Genomic DNA, 26,637 nt, shown 5'->3' on the forward strand with positions numbered 1-26,637 from the left:
CCTCCATCATTTGACAATTTAATTTTGCGATTGAAATCAAGGGTAATTTGCGGTAAAGTAGCCATTATAAGAATCCTTTCTGTGGTTATTTCGTCGTTGTTTTAACCTTATCAGAAATGGATTCTTTTTTCATTTATCAAGTGAATTAACATTTAACAAAAAAGCTTATTGGAATAACGATTGTAACCAATTAATGATTTTCTATGAATAATTCAGGGTCGATTCTGTTTTAGATGATCCAGACTTTAATCAGCCTTTTATTGCTGTTGAATCTATTAAAGCGACAAAAACAAAAATTACCGCTAAAGTAAAAATAGATGTACAAGAAAAAAGTGGGCCGAAGCGAAAAAACGTATCGATAAGTAAGAATGGTACAGATTTATATGAACTCTCTAATGAACGAAGTGTGTATAAAGGTTACGTAGTAGATCATATCGACGCAGGTAGCGGATATATAGCTTTTACTAATGGTGTTACCTTAAATGAGGGGCAAACTATTGGTGGACAAACCAACGAATTAATGAAGGTGCAAATTTATGAAACGGTAAAGGAACACCTTGAGAAAGAGTTAAGAATTAGACAAAAGCGTTCAGAAGGCCGACGACTTAAAGTGCTATCCCTCTTGTTTATCGATAAAGTTGCTAATTATACCGAAGATGATGGGAAAATTCGTAAGTGGTTTATTGATGCATATAAGGAGTTATCTTCTAAGCCACGTTACAAGGATCTCAATCTTCCACCGGTGGAGAAAGTGCATAATGGATATTTTGCAACTGATACAAAAGGTAAAGCTAAAGATACAAGGGGTAATACGAAAGCAGACGATGAGGCATACCAATTAATTATGAAAGATAAGGAGAGGTTATTGTCACTGGAAGAACCGCTTCGCTTTATCTTTAGCCACTCTGCTTTACGTGAGGGATGGGACAACCCTAATGTGTTTCAAATTTGTACTTTAAACGAAACGAAGTCGGATATAAAAAAGCGACAGGAAATTGGGAGAGGTCTACGTCTACCTGTAGATGAAACAGGCACGAGAGTGTTTGACGATCATTTAAACCGCCTAACCATTATAGCTAATGAAAGTTACGAGGACTTTGCTATGTCTCTCCAAACTGAAATTGAAGAAGAAACTGGTGAGAATTTTAATAAAGAGAGAATAAATAACAAACGTGAGCGTAAGAAAGTGAATCTTATTCCTAAATGGCGCGATCACACAGAATTTGTTGAGCTATGGGAAAGGATTAAGCATAAGACTCGGTACTCCGTGCATTATGATTCAAATGATTTAATTGTCAGGGCTGCTGCTGCAATAAGACAAATGCCCCAGATAGGAAAATCAAAAATTCATACTAGGAAGGCCAGCTTAGAAATTACTACGGATGGTATCGCGAATAAAATGTTAGCCATTAACGAAGCTAGTATAGATTATGAAATCACTAACATTCCTGATATTCTTTCCTATATTCAAAAGGAGACAGAATTAACACGTAAGACTATCGCTGCTATTCTAAAAAAATCTAACCGTCTAGCGGATATTTGGCAAAATCCACAACAATTTCTTGACCAGGTAACTAAAGCTATCCGTATTACCATGCAAAAAATGATGGTTGAAGGAATTAAGTATGAAAAAATATCTGGTGATGAATACGAAATGAGGTTATTCGAGGAAAATGAAATAGAGGGATATATTAGTAGAATGGTCAGCGTAGAAGGCTCTATTTATGATGCTCTTGAGTTTGATTCTGAAGTGGAGAAAAAGTTTGCTGAAGAATTGGATCAACGTGAAGATATTAAGTTTTTTCTTAAACTACCTCGCTGGTTTACTGTTGATACACCACTTGGAACATACAATCCGGATTGGGCTATTGTTAGACAAAAAGTAGGAGAAGAAGCTAAGCTCTACTTAGTTGCCGAAACAAAGTCAACTCTCGATGAGACAAAACTACGTGAAAGTGAAAACGATAAGATAGAGTGTGGTAAGGCACATTTCGATGTACTAGAAGAGGTTACTTTTAAGAAAGTAACGGCTGCAGAGCAGGTTTAAACAAATCCATTTAAAAAGGGGTGTCATATGGGGGACGCTATTAATTTATTTAAGTTACTTTTAGAGTACTTTGGTGGAAATTTAGCAGGAAATATTACACTACTATTTTTGGCGGTTTTATTACCCATTAAAATTCATCGAATTAGACACCCCAGATATAGAAGTCGATATATCACGCTAATCATTCTGCTGTTATTAGTCCTGAATGCTATATTAAACGACTTAATAGGTTTTGATAATTGGTGGGTTCTGTGTGCAGTATTATCACTTTTAGTATTTTATGCACTCTTTTCATATTTTGCAGCTAAGAAACCATTGGGATATTCAAAATTAAAGCTAGGCCAATTGAAAGTTAAATTACAGCAAGGTTATAGCTGGAACCAGGAAGAACTTTTTAACAAAAGACCCTTTTATTTTTTTGATTTTGTTGAAAGATTTGAATTCGACATGCTTCATGCTGAACATTTAGGAGAATTAGGGAAGATAAAAGAAGCATATGAGCTATACAATCAAGTAGACGAAAGAAAGCTATTCCTTTCGGAGAAGAATGTATTACATCGAAAAAAAGCGTTTCTATTATATGAATTAGGTGATTTAAATAAAGCGAAGTACTTACTCGATAATCTGACAGAAAAAAATGATTCCAATTATCATATGCTAAGAGGAATGATTTATGAAAACTGGCTGGACTTAGATAGGGCAGCAGATCATTTTCAGCATGCGTTGAATATGGTTGATGGAAAAGATCGGATATTAGAAGCGATGATTTATAACAACTATGGCCGCTTAAGGTTTATAGAAGGGAACTATACAGATGCTATAAACTATTATCGTTTAAGCTGTGAAATTGCAAATCAGCAAAAGAGCAAAACCTTGATACATGTGTCGTATCAAAATTTAATCCACTTATGTATTCGGCAAAAGAGGGTTGAGGAAAGTGAGCAAAGATTAGATGAATATAGTGAATTAATAGATAGCAATGTGTTAAAAGACTTGCAAGAATTTTATAATCTACAGATGGAAGTAGCAAGACAAAAATCAAATAAAGTGAACTTGATAAGAGTAGTTGACTTTGGGGAAATTGAAATTCGAAAGAAATTATCTTTTAAACAACAATTACTTTTTGACATAAATGATTTGAGACTCCGTTGTAACAACAGGTTAGATTTAACAAAGGTACTGAATCGTATATATAACAGTCTAAATGATTATTTCAATTTAGAAATGCCTCAACGATACTTTTGCATGAAAGAAATTAATGTAGCATTAAGTGAAATCCGATTTCCTGCTCATCACCATTATGAAACCATTAGGCATACAGTATTAAAATATTTAAAAAATGAAGCATTAAAAGATTTGGAACATTACCTTCAAATGCTGAAAGATTATGAAATAAAAGAAAGGTGTCAAATTGAAAGGGAAAAAATCGGGGTGTTACAAGCGTTTCATAAACCTTATGAATTTAATCGTATTTATGAGTCAATGTGCGATGTGAAAGATATATATAAGAAAAACGGACTTTTAATTGACATGGTAACACAAGACCTTGATATTGCTGATGAATGCTTTGCTATTGATAATATGAATGGTTCAAAAATAAAAGCAGAACCGTTAGAAAAAATGAAAAAACATGTACAGATAGCTGAAGATAATCTAGCGAAATTAAATTCATACCCTATTGTAGTAGAAATGTACATAAGGCTTTCCAAATATTATTTTACACTCGGTAATTGGGAAAAATCGAAGGAGCACTTGGATGCTTTTAAGTCTTCTGGAGTCTCCATTCATCATTTTGCACACTGGATTCAACAAGACTTTCATTTTTTAAATTCTAATTTTAATCCTATCACCAGTGAAACATAAATGGTTGCTGGATTAGGGTTAATGGACAATATAAATCCATGTATCTTGGTTGGTATTCACTGTAGGTGTCTATTTTAAAATCAGAAGCAAGGAGACTTGCCTATGGGTAAATTACATTCATTTAGAGATGTTATTCAGGAACTGTTTTATAACGAAATTTTTGATGAGTTGTCAGAGTTTATAGAAGAAAATCCTTCTCAACTTGAATCAAAATCATACCTTGTTGAGGAACCAGATGAGGCGAGCTTAGAAGACTTCGAAGTGAAGTGGATTAATATAATTAGCTCACTGGATAACTCCATTTATTTTGATGTCATTGTTTCTGCTGAAATTCAAATTGCTGAAACAGTAAAACGCAATAGGGAAACTGATGGGTTAATTCAATGGTTCAGAATTTCTTGTACAGCAATATTAGAGGACGGTCTTCAGGATTTTGGTGTAACAGATGTGTCTATCTACATGAAGCAAAGAGAAAATAAGGAGAATCGCCTTTCAGAATACTTGGTTCCTGTCATTAGTAAGGACCAGCTAGATCAAGTAGCAGAAGGGTTTCTTGAAAAGTATTATCCTGAAGCACTCGAAAAGCCAATGAAGGTTCCAGCTCGTAAAATAGCTGAAAGAATGGGTCTTGGCATCCGAGAAATACACATCACAAAAACAGGTTCTGTCTTTGGACAGATATATTTTTCGAATGCTAAAACCCGATATTTTGATATCAAATCTGGGGCCTACAAGTCAGTAAAGGTAAAAAGAGGAACAATGCTTATTGATCCAGATGTGTTTTTTATGCGCAACATCGGATCTATGAATAATACGATCATACATGAGTGTGTTCACTGGGAATTGCACAAAAAATTCTTTGAACTTGAAAAGCTTTATAATCGAGAAGCAAAGGCAATCAGCTGTAGAGTAATAGAAAGTGCTAAGCCGGAAAAGAATAGGACTCCATTGGACTGGATGGAATGGCAGGCTAACGCTCTAGCTCCAAGAATACTGATGCCAGAAAAGCAAACAAGGGTAAAGATAGAAGAGTTAATTGCAAAAAACAAACGATTATATTCAGGAGAAAGCTCATATGAAATTTTTGAATCAGTAGTCCTTGAATTATCTGAGTTTTTTGAAGTGTCTAAGGTGGCAGCAAAGATTAGGATGATTGATCTCGGTTATAGAGAGGCGGTTGGCGTTTACACCTATGTAGATGATCGCTATGTGGCAAGCCATGCTTTTGATAAAAAGGCTCTTAAAAACAATCAAACGTTCACTATTAGTATTCAGGATGCATTGTTTGAATATGCGACGAATGCGAACCTTAGAAGTCTATTAGATTCAGGGAAATATTTATATGTTGATTCTCATTTTTGTATAAATGATCCGAAATACATATACCTAGATGATTACGGATATGCAAATCTAACAGATTACGCAAGACGACATATAGATGAATGCTGTTTGATTTTCGATGTGAAAGCAAGTCCAAATAAATATGGCGTCAACTACTACAAAGAGGCAGTTCTATATAGAGATGTAGCGTCTGACAAGCTAGTAGAAGTTAAGTTTTCAGATTCAGATAATAATAAATCGATAGAAAAGAATGCGAAAGAATTAATGTTATTTGGAGGTATGGCTAGTCAAATAGCCAATATCCAGCGCACTCTTCCCACTACATTTGGAGACACTCTTGTATCCCATATGAAGCGTCTTAATATCACAGAAGAAGAATTGGCTCAAAAATCATTGGTTAGTCCAAAGACGATTCAAAGAATGAGAAATGATTTTGATTATAATTCAAAACTCGGGACAGTTATTGCTATCTGTATTGGTCTTCAATTACCTCCTCCTCTGAGTTTGGATATGGTATCTAAGGCAGGACATTCTTTCAGACCAGGTGATCAAAAACATGTCATTTTTCAAATGTTATTAATGACAAAGTTTCAAAGCTCTATATATGAATGTAATGAAATTCTTGTTGCATGTGAATATAAAACTCTCGCAAAAGAAGCTTAAAAAATAAAAATATTTATTGGTGATGGACATTCTATGTCCGGTTCTTTTTTTGTTTGAAATCAAGAGCACTCTCAAAAGTGATGAGCAAATAATCACTTTGGGGGTGCTTTTTTGCGTAAAAATAGGACATTTCGTGTCCGGGTTAAACAATGCCTGAGAGATTACTATTAAGGCAAGAGGTTGGCCAACCCTTAATAAATAAGCAGAAATTCATAGAAGGATCATCGCTAAGAATTTCTATAAAAAAATTTATGATTTTTGGTTTCCAAACCACCCTCCCCGTTGGCTAATAAGTGAAGGACATTATTAATTTCGAGGAGGTGACCTTTAATTGATAAAACAAGTCAAACCAAAAGATGGCGACCAAGTAATTCAGGAAGAAATGATTGGCGTCCTTACAGCTATCAGCATTGTTTCTAAAAGACTAGCCAATCGATTGAGTCAGCTTGATGAACAAAATGAAAAGAAAGGAGAAGAAGCAAATGAGTAAAACAAAACTCGCTCTTGATGTAGTGACGGACTTGCGAAATCTAGCAGGAAGTATTGAAACCTTGGTGTTTGCATTAGAAAGCAATCAAACAAACTCTGCGGCTCCCGTGGAGGAAAAAGAAACGAAGGAAAAAAGGGAATCAAAGAAGTCTGTGAAACCTCCGAAAGCAAAGCTACCAACTTTGGAGGATGTCAGGGCAAAACTTGCATCACTTTCACAAGATGGAAAACAGGTACAAGTGAAAGAGCTGATTACGGGATTTGGAGCCAAGAAACTAAGTGATATCCCAGCTGAAAAGTATCCAGAGCTTTTAGAAGAAGCGGGGAAACTTTGATGAAGAATGCTGTGAACCATTCAGAAAGAGCACATGCTAGTCTAAGTGCTTCTGGTGCCAGTCGCTGGTTAGCTTGTCCACCAAGTGTTCGACTTAGTGAACAGTACGAAGAAACAACTAGCGTTTTTGCCAGGGAAGGTACATTCATGCATGAGCTGTCAGAACTTTATTTGTCCTATGAATTAAAACAGATGACAAAAGCTCAGTTGAACAAAAAGCTGAAACAGATGAAACAAAATGAATTTTATAACGCAGAAATCGAACAAGCTGTAAAAACATATGTAGATTTTGCTACAGAAAAAATGAATGAGGCTAAGGCAACTAGCAAGGACCCGCTCATCCTTATTGAGGAAAAAGTAGATTTTAGTCCTTGGGTTCCAGCTGCTTTCGGTACGGGGGACATAATTCTAATTTATGGTGATAGATTAGAAGTTATTGACCTTAAGGGTGGGAAGGGTGTCAAGGTTTCCGCAGTGGAAAATCCCCAGATGCGACTGTACGCTTTGGGCGCATTAAACAACTTTGGTCTACTCTATGATACTCAGAAAATACTGATGACCGTTGTGCAACCCAGATTAGACAATATCTCCACAGATGAAATGCAAGTGGATGAACTATTGGAATGGGCAGAAGAAGTGGTCAAGCCCAAGGCGGAGTTAGCATTTAAGGGTGAAGGTGACTTCATGGCCGGTGAGCACTGTCGTTTTTGTAAGGTGAAAGCGAACTGTAGAGCGAGAGCGGAAGAAAACCTGAAGCTTGCCTGTATGGATTTTCAGAAACCTCCGTTACTGACGGATGATGAAGTGGTAGAAGTTTTAACTTCTATGGACCAGTTGATCAGCTGGGCAAAAGATGTACAAGAATATGCTTTAAACATGGCAATGGATGAAAACAAGCAGTGGCCAGGGATGAAATTGGTCGAGGGCAGAGGCAGTCGTAAATATAGTGATGAAAATGCAATAGTTGAAGCACTTACTACTGCAGGATATGACAGTGATGTGATTTATAAGAAATCACTTAATACGATTACAACACTGGAAAAAGAACTTGGTAAAAAGACATTCCAAGAGTTGCTTGGGTCTCTCATTACAAAAGCGCCGGGGAAAGTAAAGATCGTGCCAGAAGAGGACAAGCGACCGGAAATAAAAGCTTCACCAGAAGTGGATTTTCAATAACAAGGAGGAAATTAAATCATGGTAAAAATTACGATTGGAACAAATGAAAACCCAGTACGCTTTAGTTATGCGAATGTACATCAGCCAGTTAGTGTCAATGGAAGTGACCTAAAGTATTCAGTAAGTATCATTATCCCAAAATCAGATAAGGCAACAATTAAGAAAGTAAAAGATGCAATTCAAAAAGCCACTCAAGAAAATAAGGACAAGTTTGGTGGTAAGGTACCTTCAAATCTAAAGACACCTCTGCGTGATGGTGATGTGGATCGTGAAGATGATGAGGCATATGCAGATTCCTATTTCATTAATGCTAACAGCAAGATAAAACCAGGGATTGTCGATGCGGATTTGAATCCGATTATGGACCAGAGCGAATTTTACTCCGGCTGCTATGGGAGAGTCAGTTTGACTTTCTACGCTTACAACGTAAATGGAAATAAGGGAATCGCGGCAGGGCTTCAAAATATAATGAAGTCTACTGATGGAGATCCACTTGGTGGCCGAAGCAGTGCTGAAGCTGACTTTGCTGATGATAGTGACGATGATGATATTTTAGGTTGATATCTATGAAACTATTAGCCATTGATATAGAAACATACAGTAGCATAGACCTTATTAAAACAGGGGTCTATGCGTACTGTGAATCAGCTGATTTTGAAGTTCTTCTCTTGGCATATGCTGTTGATGATGAAGAAGTGAGGATTGTTGATTTAGCTTCTGGTGAAAAGATACCGGATGACATTTTGAAAGCCATGACCGATCCGACAGTTATAAAGACAGCATACAATGCCAACTTTGAAAGAACATGTTTAGCCAAGTATTTTCACCAACCGATGCCGCCAGAACAATGGCGGTGTTCATCGGTTCATGCTCTAATGCTTGGTTTACCTGGATATCTTGATGGTGTGGCCAAATGTCTCAGGTTGCAAGAACAGAAAATGAAGGAAGGAAAAGCTTTAATTCGTTACTTTTCTGTTCCTTGTAAACCTACAAAAGTGAATGGGGGAAGAACTCGCAATCTTCCAGAACACGATTTGGATAAGTGGACTACTTTTAAGGATTACTGTAAGCAGGACGTTGAGGTAGAAAGACAAATCCGAAAGAAGCTAGAGGCCTTTCCTATCACGGAAGTCGAACAGAAACTTTGGGAGTTAGACCAGAAAATAAATGATGAGGGTGTTCTCATCGATAAAGGCTTAGTCATTAATGCCATTCAAGCAGATAAAACATTTCAGGATGAGCTCTTTGAAGAAGCTGTGCGTTTAACAGGACTCGAGAACCCAAATAGTCCAGCGCAGCTGAAAGGTTGGTTATTAAAACAAGGGTTAGAAGTTAATAGCCTTACCAAGAAAGATGTGGAAGCACTAATGGATGAAGTGGAAAGCACAAAAGTGAAGCGGCTGTTGGAATTAAGACAAGCAATGTCCAAAACATCAGTGAAAAAGTATGAAGCCATGGAACGTTCCATTTGTCCTGATCAAAGAATTAGAGGACTACTCCAATTCTACGGAGCGAATCGCACAGGGCGTTGGGCTGGTAGACTTGTTCAAATTCATAACCTTCCAAGAAACAGTTTAAATGATTTACAGGTTGCAAAAGATCTATTGAAATCTGGAAACTATGAAACCCTAGAACTTCTTTTTGAAAGTGTGTCTGACGTTTTATCGCAATTGATACGAACCGCGTTCATTCCATCGAAAGGCCACCGTTATATTGTTGCTGATTTCTCGGCTATTGAAGCGAGAGTAATCGCGTGGCTAGCGGGAGAACGTTGGCGAATGGATGTGTTTCGATCACACGGAAAAATTTATGAAGCCTCTGCTTCACAGATGTTTAAAGTACCCATTCAGACAATCGATAAAGGGAGCCCGCTTAGGCAGAAAGGGAAAATTGCTGAATTGGCTCTTGGCTACGGTGGCTCTAAAGGGGCTTTGATGCAAATGGGAGCTATAGAAATGGGGCTAACCGAAGATGAACTTCCAGAGTTAGTTTCTGCATGGCGTGAAGCCAATACAAATATCGTGAAACTTTGGTGGGGCATAGAATCTGCAGCAATAAAAGCTGTGAAGGAAAAAGCAGTAGTGAAGATGCAGTATGGTCTTACTTTTCATTATACAAAAGGTCTTTTATTTATCACCTTACCTTCAGGTCGGTCCCTTGCTTATGTTAGACCGAAAATTGGGATAGACGAGCGTTTTGGAAAAGAGCAACTCACGTATGAAGGAACGGAACAAGGCTCCAAGCAGTGGGGAAGGATTCCTACTTATGGTGGCAAACTTACGGAGAATATTATTCAAGCCATAGCTAGAGATTGTCTTGCTGTTGCCATGCTTAGGTTGGACGAAGCGGGATATCGAATTAACTTTCATGTTCATGACGAAGTTGTTCTAGATGTTCCAATTGATACGGGTTCTATGGAAAACGTAGAAGAATTGATGGGTCAGTCAATTGAATGGGCACCCGGATTGCCTTTAGGGGCAGATAGCTTTGAAACGGATTATTACAAGAAAGATTAAATCGAACAGGAGGAAATTAAGATGAATAATTTACGTGTATTCAACTCTACGGAATTTGGTCAGTTAGAAATTATGGTGATTGATGGAAAGGAATTTTTTCCTGCGACAGAGGTAGCGAAAATGCTCTGCTATGGTAATCCTCATCAAGCCATTATCAAAAACTGCCGGTACCTAACAAAAAGAGAGGTACCTCATCCGCAAAGTGAAGGTAAAACAATTGAAAAGAATTTTATTCCTGAAGGCGATGTGTATCGCTTAATTATCGGGGCTTCATCTCAAAGCAAGAATAAGCTGGTGAAGAAGAAAGCAGAGCAATTCGAACATTGGATTTTCGATGAGGTGCTACCGGATATTCGAAAACATGGGATGTATGCTTCGGAGTCCCTTCTCAATGACATTTTAAAAAATCCTGAACTGGGGATTAAGCTTTTTACTGAGTATAAAGATGCAAAAGAAAAAGCAAGAAGACTCGAACTGGAAAATGCTCAAAACAAGCAAATCATCGGAGAGTTAAAACCGAAAGCATCGTATTATGATTTAGTTCTTCAAAATAAATCCGTTGTACCAATAAGCCTTATTGCGAAGGATTATGGGTTATCCGCAAGAAAACTGAACGCCATCTTACATGAGCTGGGTGTGCAATACAAGATGGGCAAAACTTGGCTTCTTTATCAAAAATATGCCGATATGGGCTATACCCAGTCGAAAACACATGCCATTGATGCAGAAAGAAGTGTCATGCACACCTACTGGACACAAAAGGGAAGGTTATTTCTTTATGAATTACTAAAGAGAGAAAAGGGATTAGTACCGTTAATAGAACGTTCAACTAAAACTGCCTAGCGGGGAAGTGTCAAGTATGGCTAGTATTGACACTCTGAATTTTGTAATGGAACTAAAACGGTACAAGGATGTACTGCCAAAACAGACAATTAAAACATTGAAAGGTCAGGCTCTTTCCGGTGATCTGGAGGGAGCCAAAAAGGGCCTAGGTACTTTGTTACGTAGGAGGGTTGATCGAAGTGAAAGAGCCCAGTGAAAAAATAAAGCGAAGTTTAAAACATGATGGAAACCTCACGATTGCAATCGGAAGAAATCGTAAAGAACTAAACTGGAAAAATCGTGAAATGCTTTGGTCCGATGTTGTTCAGAAGCTAAGTAGCACGATTAGAACCCATGAAACGTATGAGGAATATAAAAAGCTTTCTAAATCAAAACAAGATGAGATTAAAGACGTTGGTGGATTTGTCGGTGGGACTTTAAAGGGCGGCAGAAGAAAGCATGATAGTGTGGTTTGGCGACAGATTGTTTCCCTTGATGCCGATTTTGTGAAAGGTGACTTGTGGGCTTCAGTTGAGACGATGTTTGGCTATGGGTGCGCCATGTATTCTACTCATAAACATAATCCGAAAAACCAAAGATTAAGACTCGTGATTCCTTTATCCAGGCCTGTTACCGCTGATGAATATGTACCAATTGCAAGAAGAATAGCAGCAGACCTCGGAATTGATTTTTTCGATGATACGACATATCAAGTTCACCGACTTATGTATTGGCCATCAACATCATCTGATGGGGAGTTTGTCTTTAAAGTATTGGACGAGCCTTGGGTTGATCCTGATGTAGTGCTGGCAAGATATCCGGATTGGAGAGATTCCTCTTATTGGCCAGAAAGTTCCAGAACCATACATGAACGAAAGAAGCTCGCTGATAAGCAAGGTGATCCTAAATCCAAAGAAGGTGTGGTCGGTGCTTTTTGCCGAACGTACTCGGTCGTAGATGTGATTGAGAAATACTTGAGTGATATCTATATCCCTTGTGAGGATCCAAACCGTTACACGTATTCAGCTGGTTCTACAGCAGGTGGACTGGTGATATATGAAGATGGTGACTTTGCTTATTCCCATCACTCAACCGACCCGATCGGTGGGAAGTTATGCAATGCTTTTGATTTAGTTCGTATTCACCTATTTGGTGATCTTGATGAAGCTTCCAAAGAAGGGACGCCTATTAATCGTTTGCCTTCGTATAATGCCATGGTGGAAGAAGCGTTAAAGGATAAACAGGTGAAACTGACACTCGGCAAAGAACAGTTAAGTCTTGCTGCAGATGATTTTGAAGATGGAGAGATGGAGTGGTTGGCTGAATTAACAAGGGATCAGAAAGGAAACATTGTCTCGAGTGCACCAAATGTCATCCTTATTCTTGAAAACGACCCAGCTTTAAAAGACAGAATTGCGATGAACGATTTTGTCCATCGGGTGGTTATTAAGGATGATTTACCTTGGCGGAGTGTTGAGCGTGGTGGATATTGGTCAGACATGGATGATGCTAGCCTGCGAAATTATCTTTATTCAATTTATGGTATTAAAGGAGCAGGTGTTATCGCTGATGCTTGGAGTGAAGTTGCCATTAACCATGCGTTTCATCCTATTAAAAATTATTTAGACAGCCTTGAATGGGATGGTCAGGAGCGGCTTGAGACGATTATGGTCGATTACCTTGGTTCTGAAGACAATGAATGCATTAGAACATTTACTCAAAAAATTATGCTTGCTGCAGTCACAAGAATCTATCAACCGGGGGCAAAGTTTGATTACTGCGTGGTCCTTGTTGGCCCTCAAGGTGTGGGGAAAAGTTATATTATTAAGCTCTTAGGCAAAGAATGGCACTCGGATTCCTTAATAACCGTGAAGGGCAAGGAAGCCTACGAGCAGCTTCAGGGAGCTTGGATTTTAGAAATGGCAGAACTAACGGCGACGAAGAAGGTTGATGTGGAAGCAGTAAAGCATTTTATTTCTAAATCCGAGGATACCTTTCGGGTAGCGTATGGAAGGCATAATGAAACATTTAAGCGGCAGTGCGTGTTTTTTGGAACCACCAATGATTACGACTTCTTAAACGATCCAACGGGGAATCGTCGCTTCTTACCGATAACGGTTAATGGTGGAGGCAGTAAAAACATGTGGGATGATTTAACTGATGAGGAAGTGGATCAGATTTGGGCAGAAGCGAAGGTATTGTACGAAAAGGGAGAGATCTTGGCATTAAGCAAAGACATTGAGGAAAAGGCACGTGAACTTCAAGCTGCCCATACGCAAGAAAATCCAATTGCGGAAAGTATCAGAACCTATCTAGAAACGCCTGTGCCTGTGAACTGGTATGAGCTAGACATTGGTACGAGAAGGACTTATTTGCATATGGACCAACCAAATGATAACTCAGTTCAAACCATAAAAATAAACAAAGTATGTGCTCAGATGGTGTGGGAAGAGCTTTTCCAAAAGGATGTATCGATAATGACTAGATACGATGCAAAAGAGATCAATATGATCATCCAACATACACCGGGTTGGAAAAGGGTGAGTTCCATTCGGTTCGACAATGATTACGGAACACAAAGAGGATTTAGAAGGGATGGTTTGTAAAACATGTAAACTATAAAATTTTTTAATTGTTTACATCAAACCTCTTGTCCCTCTTACTCTATATACCTTGTAAACATGATAAACATATATATCTATATAAGAAGAAATAGGGAGTATAGAGAATACTATATATAGCCTATACCCTCTAATAGCCTTATATGTATAGCTTAACCATTTTTATGTTTACAAGTTTACAAGAGGGCTCAAACCCTTATCAATACTGGATTTGTTTGTAAACAATAAATATGGGGTGACTGATAAATGAATGAAGCGAGTGTGGAACAAAGGCTGAAAAAGAAAGTGAACGAACATGGCGGGTTGGCATTAAAGCTTGTATCGCCCGGTTTTGCAGGTGTGCCAGACAGGCTGGTGCTCTTTAATGGTTCAAAGGTTGCTTTTGTGGAATTAAAGGCACCAGCTAAAAAGCTACGAGCCTTGCAACGGAAAAGGAAAAAGCAGCTAGAAGCCATAGGCTTTAAAGTTTTTAAGATTGATAGCTATGAAGCGGTCGATCGAATGCTAGAGGAGTTGGTCCCATGAGATATAAACCATATCATTACCAGGCTTATGCCACCCAGTGGATTATTGATAAAAAGAAATCAGCTCTCTTTCTTGAGATGGGAATGGGAAAATCAGTATCAACTTTAACAGCAATTTTAGAATTGATGTATGACTACTTTGATGTGTCGAAAGTTCTGGTCATTGCTCCACTCCGAGTAGCAAGTACAACTTGGGAAGAAGAAGTGGAGAAATGGGATCATCTTAATGAGCTCCGAATTTCCAAAGTGCTCGGTAGTGAAAAACAACGAGTAGCAGCTTTATATAAAAAAGCAGATATCTACATCATCAATAGAGAAAATGTTACTTGGCTCGTAGAACACTTCGATTCGGACTGGCCCTTTGACATGGTGGTAATCGATGAGTTATCCAGCTTTAAATCTTCCAAAGCACAGCGGTTTAAGTCCTTAAAAAAGGTGAGGCCTTTTATTAAACGATTGGTTGGATTAACAGGAACACCAGCACCAAACGGTTTAATTGATTTGTGGCCACAGATTTATTTACTCGATGGTGGAGAGAGGTTAGGTAAAACAGTCACTAGTTATAGAGAAAGATACTTTCTTCCCGATAAGCGAAATCAAATGATTGTCTACACATGGAAGTTAAAAAATGGAGCGGAAATTGCCATTTATGAAAAGCTTTCTGATATCTGTGTGAGTATGAAGGCCAAGGATTACCTTGAGTTACCTGAAAGAATGGACAATGTCATTACAGTGGAACTTCCCAAGAAGACGAAGGAACAATATGAGGTTTTGGAAAAGGAATTGATTCTAACACTGGAGGGGACAGATGTCTTAGCTGGGTCCGCTGCAGTCCTAGCCAATAAATTATTACAAGTGGCTAATGGCGCTGTTTACGATGAGGACGGAAAAGTAAAACATATCCATGATGAAAAGTTAAAGGCTTTGAATGAATTGGTGGAAGCAGCAGGTGGGAAACCAGTTCTTGTGTTTTATGGTTACCAGCATGACAAGGACAGGCTTTTACATCATTTAAAGAAACTAAATCCGAGGCCCCTTCAAACAGATCAAGATATTAAGGATTGGAATCAAGGGAAGGTTCAAGTTCTTCTAGCTCATCCAGCATCAGCTGGTCATGGACTGAACCTTCAAACTGGTGGGAACATTATCATCTGGTTTGGCCTTACTTGGAGTCTCGAACTCTACCAACAAGCAAATGCAAGATTATGGCGGCAAGGTCAAAAACAATCGGTTGTGATTCATCACATCATTGCCAAAGACACCATTGATGAACGGGTGATGAAAGCACTGGAAGATAAAGACGTCAGCCAAGCGGCATTAATGGAAGCGGTGAAGGCGAGAATGAATCAATACAAAGAGGGTTTGCCAGATGGAATGTAAAGACAGGAGGAATTGCCGGTGAACGCAAAAGATTATTTATCCCAGGCCTTTCAGCTTGATCAAAGAATAAACAGTAAGCTTGAACAAGTATCGATGTTACGAGACCTTGCTTTAAAAACAACCTCCGTCCTTCAGGATGATAAGGTCCAAAGTACGAAACAACAATCGCCGATGGAAACTGCTCTCGTTAAGTTAATGACCCTTGAGGAAGAAATCAATGACGACATTGATCAATTGATTGATTTAAAACGTGAGTTGGCAACCTTCGTATCTGAAATAGATAATCCCTCTTACCGATTACTACTTGAACTACGATATCTTAGCGGCAGTACATGGGAAGAAGTAGCTGTCATCATGGGCTATGATTTGCGCTGGGTTTATCGGTTGCATCGGAAAGCGTTGAAAGAAGCAACGGAACGATTAGAAAACAAATCAGTGGAATGCATATAAAAAAGATAGAGTACACACAGTGCCCTTGAAGGATGTAACCTTTAAGGGTTTTTCTATGCAATTGTTGTGTAAGAATGCTGCTTATTAACAAAATATTCACACTTCTATGTGGATAACTTTTATTTATTATTAAATTTAAAAGAGGCCATGAAAAGCCATTATAAGCCACCCTGTAAATGTGCTAGAGTATAAACTGTAGAAGTAGAATACACAACAGCCCTTGGAGGACAAACCTTCGGGGCTTTTTTAATGGATTAAACGGAGTTGAGAGCAATGCCAGTGAAACCAAAGAAGCCATGCAAACACAACGGTTGTCCTTTGTTAACAGAAAACAAGTACTGTGAGTTTCATGCAAAGCTTCATGTTGATGATAGAGCAAACGCAAGCGAGCGCGGTTATGATAAACGGTGGAGGAAAGCGAGCAAACGATTCTTAAACACTCATCCTCTATGCAAACGATGTGAACAGAAAGGGAAGCTGAATCAAGCTACGGTGGTAGACCACATTAAACCCCATCGAGGAGATCAGAAGCTGTTCTGGAATGAAAGTAATTGGCAACCTTTGTGTAAGAGGTGCCACGATCGGAAGACAAGAACAGAAGATCAGTTCCCGGTGTACTCTTTTTAAGAGACCCCTAGGGGAGGCCAAATCTCTACAACCTTTTATATGGCGACCGCGCGCCCCCTTCACGCGAATTTTCGCGGAATTAAATAAGGGGGGTATCCCTCAAAGGTTGGAAAAGATATTAAATCTCAATAGGCGCAAGGGTTACAACTATTTTTGAATTTGCGAAGAGGTTTTATTTAAGAAGGAATACAAAAACTGCTCAAGCCTTATGGATACTAGGGTTGAAGCAACTTTTTTAATTAAATTAGAAATAATAGCTAAACGCCAGTAATCACTTGAAAAATAGCTGATTAAGGCGTTTTTTTATTGCGATTTTTAATACGGTTTACGCAGAAAGGGGTGTGAGAGATGAATGATGTAGAAAAACAGACGATATACGATCTTCGGCTTAAAGGAGTGGGATACAAAGCCATTGCCGCTGTCTTGGGAAAATCCAGAGATAGTATCCGTGGTTTTTGTAAAAGGAATGGACTTGCAGGTGATTCCAGAGTTGTCGCATTAAATGTGAAAGAGCAAATGAACAATCATCTACTCTGCACTTGCTGCGGGAATCCAATTAACCAAAAAGGTCGTGGAAGGACTCGGAAGTTCTGTTCGGATGAATGTCGCCGTAAGTGGTGGAAAGAAAATCCTCAGGCACGTAATAAAAATGAAACAGCTATTTACCACTATACCTGCCCGCAGTGTGAAAAAGATTTCAGTTGCTATGGGAACAAGAAACGAAAGTTCTGTACTCATGATTGCTATATCAAATCTAGATTTTGGAGTGAAGATGAGATTATTGAAATAGAGTCGGTGATAGAAGATGGTTAAAAAGATTGATATGAAAAATAAAATCTGTGGCCAACTAAAAGTGATAAAAGAAGCAGGGCGTTGTACAGAGGGGAGGGCTTTGTGGCAATGTCAATGTTCGTGTGGGAATATGACAATTGTTCAAGGAAGATATTTACGTACAGGGCATACAAAAACCTGTGGCTTTTGCAGGACAAATATTAAATATCAAAGCGTAGGTGATAAAACCATTGGAAGGTTACCTAGCGGTGAAGAGTTTATTATAGATACAGAAGATTTGGCAATTATTAAGGATCATAGGTGGCTGCCTAATGGAGTGGGATACTTAGTAGCTCAAATTAATGGGAGAAGAGTAAGGATGCATCGTTTAATAATGAATGCTCCGAAAGATAAAATAGTTGATCATATATCTGGAAATAAAAATGACAACAGAAAAAGTAATTTAAGGTTATGCAGCCATCAACAGAATATGTTCAATCACAAACTAAACAGTAGCAATACTACAGGCTATACAGGAGTTTACTTAATTAAAGCAACAGGTAGGTTCGCGGCAAGAATAACATATAGCTATAAATCTATTCATCTTGGATGCTTTGACAACACAGTTGAAGCTGCGCAATCTTATAATGTGGCAGCTAATGTCTTATTTGGTGAGTATGCAAATTTAAATGATGTTCCTGAAGCAACGTACTTATTAGAAAAGCGAATACTTGAGAAACTAAGCCGTCATTCAGTGATGGCTTTTTCAATTTAGGAGGAACCAATGAATATTCAGAGACTGAAAATAGCAGAATTAAATCCTGCAAAATATAATCCTAGGAAACAATTAAAGCCAGGAGATTCTGAATTTGAAAAATTAAAGAAATCCATTGAGAACTTTGGTTATGTCGAACTAATAGTAGTAAATGTAAAGAATGACAATACTGTGATTTCTGGTCACCAAAGACTGAATGTATTAAAACATTTAGGTTACACCGAAGCTGAATGTGTTCTTGTAGAAATGAATGAAGCTGATGAAAAGGCATTAAATATCGCAATGAACAAAGTATCGGGCGAATGGGATAAGGAGTTACTAGCAGACCTCATTAAGGATTTGCAATCTTTAGACTACGATATTGAATTTACAGGTTTTGATCCACCAGAAATTGATGAATTGTTTAACGAGGTTCACGATAAAGAAATCAAGGAAGATGATTTCGATGTTGATGCTGCACTAGAAGAAGAACCAATTTCAAATCAAGGCGACATATGGCTTCTTGGAAAGCATAGGCTGATTTGTGGAGATAGTACCGTTCCAGAAACATATGAGAAGTTGATGAATGGTGAAAAAGCAAATCTAATCGTAACAGACTTGCCATACAATGTAGATTATGAAGGAACAGCAGGTAAAATAAAAAATGATAATATGGGCGACAAAGAATTCTATTCATTTTTACTAAAGGCTTATAAAAATATGTATGAGCATGTAGAAGATGGTGCTGCAATTTATGTATTTCATGCAGATCGAGAGACAGTTAACTTCAGAACAGCAATGAAAGAAGCGGGATTCTTTTGTCATCAGACATGTATATGGGTAAAGAATGCTCCAGTGCTTAATCGGTGTGACTATTTGTATGCTCATGAACCCGTTTTGTATGGTTGGAAGCCTACGTCGGGACATAAATTTTATGGTGATCGAAAACAAAGAACAGTTTGGAATTTTGACAGACCGACAAGCTCAAAATTACATCCGACCATGAAACCATTGAATCTACTTGCTTATCCGATTAAGAATTCAAGCCTCACTAATTGTATTGTACTTGATCCATTTGGAGGTTCTGGTAGTACATTGATAAGCAGTGATCAGACAAATAGAATTTGTTACATGATCGAACTGGATGAGAAGTTTGTAGATGTAATTGTAAAAAGATATATCGAGCACGTAGGAATAGATGAAGATGTTTTTCTTATTCGAGATGGCCAAAAGTTGAAGTATAGTGATTTGGTGCTCAATGAAGATAAAAAGGATTAAATGCAGATGAGTGATGTCGCCATTTTGAAAAGGCGGCTGTTTCTATTTTAGGGAATGAAAGTGCTTGATGAACTTGCTATTCTCTATGTTTTGAGTGATATATGTATTAACTAAACATAGGAGGTTGAATGGGAATGAGTCAAAAAGCACTGTTTGGAAGGAAAGTTAGTAATCTAGCGGAACTTAAGGAAATCACGGAATCAGCCATTAAGCAAGGACAACGAGGTCAAACATACACCGTTACAAAAGAAGTGGAGTTAGAAGATAAGGATTTTCATAACTTTGCAAGAGACTTCTTTAATGACCAGCCTTGGATCACACGAGGAGATGGCGGAGTGAATACGAATAGAGAGGCTCGATGTATTAGAGTCATCAATAAAGAAACAGGTGAATCAGTATTGGTAAACAGCGAAGGATTTAGTTATCCAAGATATACAGCAATTGAAAATAACTAGAGGGGGCCTTGACGGGCCTTTTTCTATTGGTCTATAAATATACTCATTTTGTTCAGGAATGACTTGCTATTACTTGTGTTTAGAGTGATATATGTACTACACCAAAACACAGGAGGTAGTGAAAATGGATCGAAAAGAAATGGTCAAAAAACTAGGAGAATTTTTAGGAGTGAAACCCAAGTATCTAAACGTTCCAACCTTTGCCTACGAAATTATAACCGAGGATGAAATTTACACCATTGACAGGCAGGGCGCGATTACAAACTCAGCCGGAGAAGTGAAAACCTTTGAAGAGATAACAAATCCGCCAGAGCCTGAAGAAGAAACAGGTGAGGAACAGCCAGCGGTTCTTGATTTGGATGGGATTGAGGTAACGATCCCGCTTGAGGGTCACAACGGAAACACATTAAGAAATCTAGTAAACATGCTTTATAGCAAACAGCACCTGATCATGATGGCGTTTGAAACAAACGAGCCGCTGATGGATGAAACCTTACCAGAGGCTTTGGGTGAAAAAGAATCGAGTACCTTTGAGGAGTTTAAGAAGACACTTGATGAACTTGGAGTTCAGAGGATCCCAGGTTTAGCTTTCAATTTTGAAAATGAAACCTTCACTATCAAACTAGCAGCGCAAAACTTGAATTCAGAGAAAATTGCAGCCTTTCAAGACCTCGCCGCATTCATCAACCAAAATGCCAAAAAGCAAAAGCGAGCAACTTTCAAACGAGCTCAGGATGACAATCCGAAATATGCCTTTAGGACTTGGCTGATAAGACTCGGAATGAATGGACCTGAATACAAAACCACGAGAAAAGCACTCTTGCAAAATCTTGAAGGAAGCGGAGCCTTTAGAAAGGTGATTGAACCGAATGAATAAATTCTTCACACAAAGGCACTGTGACCGCTGTGGCGGTAGTTTGAAAGGCGGACGGATCATGTCCATGTACAATACCGATTGCATTTGCTTAAGCTGTAAGGATAGGGAATCCAAGCGAAATGACTATGGTGAAGCGGTAAAAGCTGACCATGAGGAAATCAAGAAGGGCAATTTCAATTATAAAGGAATTAAGGGCGACAATTAACTTGATAATCCCTGTGTTCAGAGTGATGTATAGACATACAAAAACACAGGGAGGTTGTTTCTATGATTAGAGATAGGGTTCAGATGTTACAAGGAAACGTTGATGCGGTGAGGGGAATGGAACTGTTACTTCAGCAAAAGCGAGAATTGAAAGAAGCGGGATACCAAGAAAATGAAATACATTTATTACCGGGCATGCTAGTCTTACAACTTGAAGATGGAGAAGTTCGATGGTTAGCATTTGATGGCGAATTCAAGATGGAATTTTGGAAGAACTAAAAGAAATGAAACAATCGGAGTCTATCAGAAGGTAGGCTCTTTTCTTATGCCAAATTGGAAAGGAGGTGGCGCCTGTGGCTCAACGTGGAAGGAAACCAAAACCTACAGCCATTAAACAATTAGAAGGTAATCCTGGGAAGAGAGACCTTAATCTGAAAGAGCCCCAACCTGAAAAGAAGGCACCGAGATGCCCAACTTGGTTAGAACCTGAAGCCAAGAAGGAGTGGCGTAGAATGGTTAAGCAACTGGAACAGCTAGGTATTCTGACAGAAGTAGACATGGCTGCATTTGCGGGATATTGCCAAGCTTATGCAAGGTGGAAAGAGGCAGAAGAGTTCATCTCCAAGCATGGAACGATTGTAAAAACGCCTTCAGGATACTGGCAACAGGTGCCACAGGTTTCCATCGCTCAAAGCTATCTAAAAATCATGAACCGTTTCTGTGAGCAGTTTGGATTAACCCCTTCATCGAGAAGTCGAATTACAGCTGATAAACCCATGGATGCAAATGATCCAATGGAGTTTATGCTTTTTAAAGGTGGTGGTTAAGGTGTATGACGAGAAAAAAGCCTTACACGCTGTTAATTTTATCAACTGTTTAAAACATACGAAAGGCCAGTGGCGTGGGGTACCTTTTGACCTTCTTCCATGGCAGGACCAAATAATTCGGGATCTTTTCGGCACGGTAAAGGAAAATGGCTATCGTCAATACAACACTGCTTACATTGAAATACCAAAGAAGAATGGGAAGAGTGAACTTGCAGCTGCAATAGCACTTCTTATGACTTGTGGTGATAACGAGTGGGGAGCTGAGGTTTATGGATGTGCGTCTGATAGGCAACAAGCCTCGATTGTATTTGATGTTGCGGTTGAAATGGTAGAACAATCACCAGCCTTAAAGAAAAGATTTAAGCCAGTCATGTCAATGAAAAGATTAGTTTATAAACCTACAAATAGTTTTTATCAAGTACTCTCGGCAGAAGCATATACAAAACATGGTCTAAATGTTCATTCCGTTGTTTTTGATGAATTACATGCTCAACCAAACCGCGAGCTATTTGATGTAATGACAAAAGGTTCTGGGGATGCCCGGCTTCAGCCACTGTTCTTTTTAATCACGACAGCTGGTACAGATCGAAATTCAATCTGTTATGAAGTACATCAAAAAGCAGTAGATATTCTGGAAGGAAGAAAAATTGACCCTACATTTTATCCGGTCATATACGGAATTAAAGATGACGATGATTGGACAGATGAAAAGAACTGGTACAAGGCCAATCCATCATTGGACCATACCATTGACATAGAGAAAGTGAAAAATGCATTTATCAGTGCGAAAGAAAATCCTGCAGAAGAAAACATCTTCAGGCAGCTGCGATTGAACCAATGGGTGAAGCAATCGACTCGTTGGATGCAAATGGAGAAATGGGATGCTTGCGATGATCAGGTTGACTTAGATAGTCTTCGAGGAAGAGAATGTTTTGCTGGGCTGGACCTTTCTAGCACAACTGATATTACAGCTTTTGTATTGGTTTTCCCACCAAGAACAGATGATGAAAAGTTTATTGTTTTACCCTACTTCTGGATACCAGATGACAACCTGAAAGTAAGGGTGAGGAGAGATCACGTTCCATACGATATTTGGGAACAACAAGGATATATCAAAACAACAGAGGGTAATGTCGTTCATTATGGATTCATAGAAGCTTTCATAGAAGAACTAGGAACAAAGTACAACATTAAAGAAATTGCTTTTGATAGATGGGGTGCTGTACAGATGGTTCAGAACCTTGAAGGCATGGGCTTCACCGTTGTTCCGTTTGGACAAGGGTACAAGGATATGTCACCAGCATCCAAAGAGCTGATGAAAATCACCCTTGAGAAAAGGATCGTTCATGGTGGAAATCCGGTTTTAAGATGGATGATGGATAACATCTTTGTGAAAACTGATCCCGCAGGAAATATCAAGCCTGATAAAGAGAAAAGTACAGAACGTATTGATGGTGCCGTAGCTTTGATTATGGCGTTGGATCGAGCAATAAGGAATGAAAATAGAGAGAGTGTTTATAATGGTCGTGGAATTTTAATACTGTAGTTTTTCCGAAGAAATAGCTGATGTGAACATTCCACAATATGGTATAATAATAGAATAAAAGTCACGGCTTGCTATATTAGCAGTATTATAATAAGGTGGAATGTAAACATGGCGATAGGGAATATAAAAACGAGCAAACTCTTATATCATTTGACGAGATTGTCTAACTTAGACTCCATATTGGAACACGGTTTAGTTTCCAGAAAATTAGTTGAAGATAATGATGTTCGCTTTTTTGATGTCGCAGACCAAGAAATTATTTCTAAGCGTACAAAACTTGGACTAGATGAATATATACCTTTTCATTTTCATCCTTATTCTTCATTTGATGTTGCAGTAAAAAACACATATGCAGATGAAGAATTCATTTACATTTGCATTTCAAGGGAAAATGCTAAATATAATAATTTTAAAATACTGCCACGCCATCCCTTAAATAACGAAGAGACATACCAATTATATGAATACGAAGAAGGCTTTGAAACCATCGATTGGGAAACGATGCACACACCAGGTACAGAAGACCGTTATACAAAGAGTGTAAAAATGGCAGAATGCCTGACAAATTTAAGGGTACCTGCAGGTGTATTTCATTGTATATATGTAAAAAATGAAAAGACGCGAGCAATTGTACAAGATAAGCTAGTGTCTAAAGGGATTACGAAGAAGCCACCATACGTTGATTTAGGCCCCTGGCTATGATGAATATCTATTTAAAGAAAGTGAGGTGAAAACGTGATTATTTATACAACGGGTGATTTGTTAAGTTCTTCAGCTGAAGCGCTTGTTAATACTGTCAACTGCGAAGGGTATATGGGAAAAGGAATTGCTTATCAGTTTAAATTGAAATTCCCGGAGAACAATAAAGATTATGTCAAGGCCTGTAAGACAGGTGAACTACAGATTGGAAAGCTTCACTATTATAAGGAAGACGGTAAGATTATAGTGAATTTTCCGACTAAAAATAAATGGAGAGCAAAGTCCAAGATGGAATATGTAGAAAAAGGACTGGATGAGCTCGTACCATTAATTGAAAAGTTAGGAATTCAATCGATTGCCATACCACCTTTAGGAAGTGGGAATGGAGGACTTGTTTGGAGCGAGGTAAAGAAACTGATTGAAGAGAAGCTAACAGCAGTGGATGAGACGGTCCAAATTTTTATTTACGAACCATCCAAAAATTATGTAGCACAACCGAAGGCAGAACCTAATTTAAGCCTATCAGCACTTGTATTAATGAATATCAAACATCACCTTAATAAATTTGATACGTTACGACTTCAAAAAACAGCTTTCTATATGGATGTTTTTTCTAAGGAAAATTATTTTAATTTTAATAGACATAAATACGGTCCATACGATAATTCGATTGCCATCATCAGCAGGAATATTAAAGAGTTTCAGAAATACCATGGCGTAAAGAATACCGAAGAGGCATATGGAATTCTCTATAATAAAATTGTGAGCGGTCAAGTAGAATTAAAATTAGGATCCCTAGAGCCTTTTATTGAAAAAGCGGCAGAATATGTTAACACTTTACCTTCTAACCATGAATTAGAATGCTTATCGACCATTACCTATCTATTGAAAGAGAAAGAGGAATTATCTCAGGAAGAAATTGTTGATGAGTTTAAGCGTTGGTCAGAAGATAAGGCAAATAGGTTTTCTGAAGAAGAAATTGTCAATGGAATTGAAAAGTTATTTGAAACGGATATTATTGAAAAAACGTTAATGGGCTATACGCTAAGCCAAAGCCGAACTATTCATAGCTAAATACCTATAATTTCGTAGCATCTCACACATTGGGGTGCTATTTTTTATGCACTTTTTTAGGAGGTGGACACTATAAGAATTCCGATTTTATCAAGTCTATTTCAATCAAGAGACGGTCCTAAGAATAGCCTTTTAGGTAGCACCTACAGCTTTTTCTTTGGTGGGACAACTAGTGGGAAAACAGTCAATGAAAGAACTGCGATGCAGACCACTGCAGTTTATGCTTGTGTGAGAATTCTAGCAGAAACGATTGCAAGTCTCCCAATTCATCTATACAGATACACTGATAATGGAAAAGAAAAAGCAGTAGAAAACAATTTATATTATAAGCTCCATGATGAGCCAAATGCCGAGATGACTTCGTTCGTGTTTAGAGAAACACTGATGAGTCATCTTTTATTATGGGGAAATGCGTATGCGCAGATTATCCGGGACGGCAGAGGGAATGTGCTTTCTCTTTACCCTTTGCTTCCTGACCGAATGACGGTAGATAGAACTTCAACTGGTGAGCTTTATTATGAATACCGAAAAGACACAGGTTCAGTCATCCTGCGAGGCGAGGAAGTGCTTCATATTCCTGGGCTTGGCTTTGATGGTCTTGTTGGATACTCACCGATTGCTATGGCTAAAAATGCGATTGGAATGGCCCTTGCAACTGAGGAATATGGGGCCAGGTTCTTCGCTAACGGAGCAAATCCCGGTGGTGTTTTAGAACATCCAGGTGTGGTCAAGGATCCGGCGAAAATCAGAGAGAGCTGGAATGCAGTTTATCAAGGAAGTGGCAATGCTCATCGTATTGCCGTCCTTGAAGAAGGGATGAAATTTCAAAGCATCGGCATTCCACCTGAACAAGCACAGTTTTTGGAAACAAGGAAGTTTCAAACAGAGGAGATTTGTAGAATCTTTCGTGTTCCACCTCATCTTGTAGCCAATTTGGATAAAGCAACCTTCAGTAATATTGAACACCAGTCTATTAGTTTCATAGATAATACGATCATGCCTTGGGTTACAAGAATCGAGCAGTCCATGAAAAAGGCATTGCTAAGTGAAACGGATAAGAAAGAGTACTTTATCAAATTTAATCTGAATGGAAGACTCCGAGGAGATGCAGGATCAAGAGCACAGTTTTATCAAATCATGCGACAAAACGGAGTAATGTCAGCGAATGACATCCGAGAGCTAGAAGAGATGAACCTGATACCTGAAGAACAAGGCGGAGATAAATATTTAGTTAACGGAAACTTCGTTGATATGTCAAAGGCAGGAGCTTGGACAGAAAAGTACAAGGAGGGATAAACC

The 26,637-nt window shown here is 38.5% G+C and carries 25 protein-coding genes; all 25 read left to right on the top strand.

Going from position 1 to position 26,637, the window contains the following annotated elements:
- Positions 1-406 precede the first annotated feature (406 nt).
- The gene (locus tag QQZ16_RS09120; protein WP_051641011.1) at positions 407-2,047 is read left to right on the top strand and encodes a restriction endonuclease; all 1,641 of its coding nucleotides are present in this window, start codon (positions 407-409) and stop codon (positions 2,045-2,047) included.
- Between the two features lie 27 nt (positions 2,048-2,074).
- Positions 2,075-3,910 (top strand): tetratricopeptide repeat protein, encoded by a 1,836-nt coding sequence (locus tag QQZ16_RS09125; protein WP_031539314.1) that lies wholly within the window; start codon positions 2,075-2,077, stop codon positions 3,908-3,910.
- A 102-nt stretch (positions 3,911-4,012) separates the two neighbouring features.
- Positions 4,013-5,914, top strand: a complete 1,902-nt coding sequence (locus QQZ16_RS09130) for an ImmA/IrrE family metallo-endopeptidase (RefSeq protein ID WP_031539313.1) — start codon at positions 4,013-4,015, stop codon at positions 5,912-5,914.
- Positions 5,915-6,245: 331 nt separating this feature from the next.
- A complete protein-coding gene (locus tag QQZ16_RS09135; RefSeq protein ID WP_155986780.1) occupies positions 6,246-6,404 on the top strand; it encodes a hypothetical protein in 159 nt (52 codons plus the stop codon).
- Positions 6,397-6,738, top strand: a complete 342-nt coding sequence (locus QQZ16_RS09140; protein ID WP_031539311.1) for a hypothetical protein — start codon at positions 6,397-6,399, stop codon at positions 6,736-6,738. Before QQZ16_RS09135 ends, QQZ16_RS09140 begins: the two co-directional genes overlap by 8 nt.
- Entirely contained in the window at positions 6,738-7,913 is a 1,176-nt protein-coding gene (locus QQZ16_RS09145) for a DUF2800 domain-containing protein (RefSeq protein WP_031539309.1), read from the top strand. The genes QQZ16_RS09140 and QQZ16_RS09145 overlap by 1 nt, the downstream gene beginning before the upstream one ends.
- 18 nt (positions 7,914-7,931) lie before the next feature.
- Positions 7,932-8,474: a DUF2815 family protein gene (locus QQZ16_RS09150; protein WP_051641010.1), complete on the top strand. Its 543-nt coding sequence runs from the start codon at positions 7,932-7,934 to the stop codon at positions 8,472-8,474.
- Positions 8,475-8,479: 5 nt separating this feature from the next.
- The gene (locus QQZ16_RS09155) at positions 8,480-10,429 is read left to right on the top strand and encodes a DNA polymerase (protein WP_031539305.1); all 1,950 of its coding nucleotides are present in this window, start codon (positions 8,480-8,482) and stop codon (positions 10,427-10,429) included.
- A gap of 21 nt (positions 10,430-10,450) precedes the next feature.
- The gene (locus tag QQZ16_RS09160; RefSeq protein ID WP_031539303.1) at positions 10,451-11,272 is read left to right on the top strand and encodes a phage antirepressor KilAC domain-containing protein; all 822 of its coding nucleotides are present in this window, start codon (positions 10,451-10,453) and stop codon (positions 11,270-11,272) included.
- 179 nt (positions 11,273-11,451) lie between these two features.
- On the top strand, positions 11,452-13,857 hold the full coding sequence (locus QQZ16_RS09165) for a virulence-associated E family protein (RefSeq protein ID WP_031539300.1): 2,406 nt from the start codon (positions 11,452-11,454) through the stop codon (positions 13,855-13,857).
- A gap of 261 nt (positions 13,858-14,118) precedes the next feature.
- Positions 14,119-14,397 carry a VRR-NUC domain-containing protein gene (locus QQZ16_RS09170; RefSeq protein WP_031539299.1) on the top strand — a complete coding sequence of 93 codons (279 nt, stop codon included), beginning with the start codon at positions 14,119-14,121 and terminating at the stop codon, positions 14,395-14,397.
- On the top strand, positions 14,394-15,776 hold the full coding sequence (locus tag QQZ16_RS09175; RefSeq protein WP_031539298.1) for an SNF2-related protein: 1,383 nt from the start codon (positions 14,394-14,396) through the stop codon (positions 15,774-15,776). Before QQZ16_RS09170 ends, QQZ16_RS09175 begins: the two co-directional genes overlap by 4 nt.
- Before the next feature lie 18 nt (positions 15,777-15,794).
- Positions 15,795-16,226 (top strand): DUF1492 domain-containing protein, encoded by a 432-nt coding sequence (locus QQZ16_RS09180; RefSeq protein ID WP_031539297.1) that lies wholly within the window; start codon positions 15,795-15,797, stop codon positions 16,224-16,226.
- Between the two features lie 273 nt (positions 16,227-16,499).
- Complete coding sequence (locus tag QQZ16_RS09185) at positions 16,500-16,853, top strand: HNH endonuclease (protein WP_031539296.1); 354 nt, start codon at positions 16,500-16,502, stop codon at positions 16,851-16,853.
- 348 nt (positions 16,854-17,201) lie between these two features.
- Positions 17,202-17,666 carry a helix-turn-helix domain-containing protein gene (locus QQZ16_RS09190; RefSeq protein ID WP_031539295.1) on the top strand — a complete coding sequence of 155 codons (465 nt, stop codon included), beginning with the start codon at positions 17,202-17,204 and terminating at the stop codon, positions 17,664-17,666.
- Complete coding sequence (locus QQZ16_RS09195; protein ID WP_051641009.1) at positions 17,659-18,399, top strand: HNH endonuclease; 741 nt, start codon at positions 17,659-17,661, stop codon at positions 18,397-18,399. The genes QQZ16_RS09190 and QQZ16_RS09195 overlap by 8 nt, the downstream gene beginning before the upstream one ends.
- 9 nt (positions 18,400-18,408) lie before the next feature.
- A complete protein-coding gene (locus QQZ16_RS09200; protein WP_031540359.1) occupies positions 18,409-19,656 on the top strand; it encodes a site-specific DNA-methyltransferase in 1,248 nt (415 codons plus the stop codon).
- Between the two features lie 134 nt (positions 19,657-19,790).
- Entirely contained in the window at positions 19,791-20,111 is a 321-nt protein-coding gene (locus QQZ16_RS09205; protein WP_031536912.1) for a DUF6329 domain-containing protein, read from the top strand.
- Positions 20,112-20,235: 124 nt separating this feature from the next.
- Positions 20,236-20,988 (top strand): hypothetical protein, encoded by a 753-nt coding sequence (locus QQZ16_RS09210; protein ID WP_031536911.1) that lies wholly within the window; start codon positions 20,236-20,238, stop codon positions 20,986-20,988.
- Positions 20,989-21,255: 267 nt separating this feature from the next.
- The gene (locus QQZ16_RS09215; protein WP_031536909.1) at positions 21,256-21,471 is read left to right on the top strand and encodes a hypothetical protein; all 216 of its coding nucleotides are present in this window, start codon (positions 21,256-21,258) and stop codon (positions 21,469-21,471) included.
- Positions 21,472-21,545: 74 nt separating this feature from the next.
- Entirely contained in the window at positions 21,546-22,019 is a 474-nt protein-coding gene (locus tag QQZ16_RS09220; RefSeq protein ID WP_109768512.1) for a phage terminase small subunit P27 family, read from the top strand.
- Positions 22,012-23,565: a terminase large subunit gene (locus tag QQZ16_RS09225; RefSeq protein ID WP_446715451.1), complete on the top strand. Its 1,554-nt coding sequence runs from the start codon at positions 22,012-22,014 to the stop codon at positions 23,563-23,565. The genes QQZ16_RS09220 and QQZ16_RS09225 overlap by 8 nt, the downstream gene beginning before the upstream one ends.
- 108 nt (positions 23,566-23,673) lie before the next feature.
- Positions 23,674-24,267, top strand: coding sequence for a DarT ssDNA thymidine ADP-ribosyltransferase family protein (locus tag QQZ16_RS09230; protein WP_031536906.1), 594 nt, complete (start codon positions 23,674-23,676; stop codon positions 24,265-24,267).
- A 33-nt stretch (positions 24,268-24,300) separates the two neighbouring features.
- Entirely contained in the window at positions 24,301-25,338 is a 1,038-nt protein-coding gene (gene darG, locus QQZ16_RS09235) for a type II toxin-antitoxin system antitoxin DNA ADP-ribosyl glycohydrolase DarG (RefSeq protein WP_031536905.1), read from the top strand.
- Positions 25,339-25,416: 78 nt separating this feature from the next.
- The gene (locus tag QQZ16_RS09240; RefSeq protein ID WP_081836603.1) at positions 25,417-26,634 is read left to right on the top strand and encodes a phage portal protein; all 1,218 of its coding nucleotides are present in this window, start codon (positions 25,417-25,419) and stop codon (positions 26,632-26,634) included.
- Positions 26,635-26,637 lie beyond the last annotated feature (3 nt).

It is taken from the genome of Bacillus sp. T2.9-1 (genome assembly GCF_950097965.1).
GTDB classification, from domain to species: domain Bacteria; phylum Bacillota; class Bacilli; order Bacillales; family Cytobacillaceae; genus Niallia; species Niallia hominis.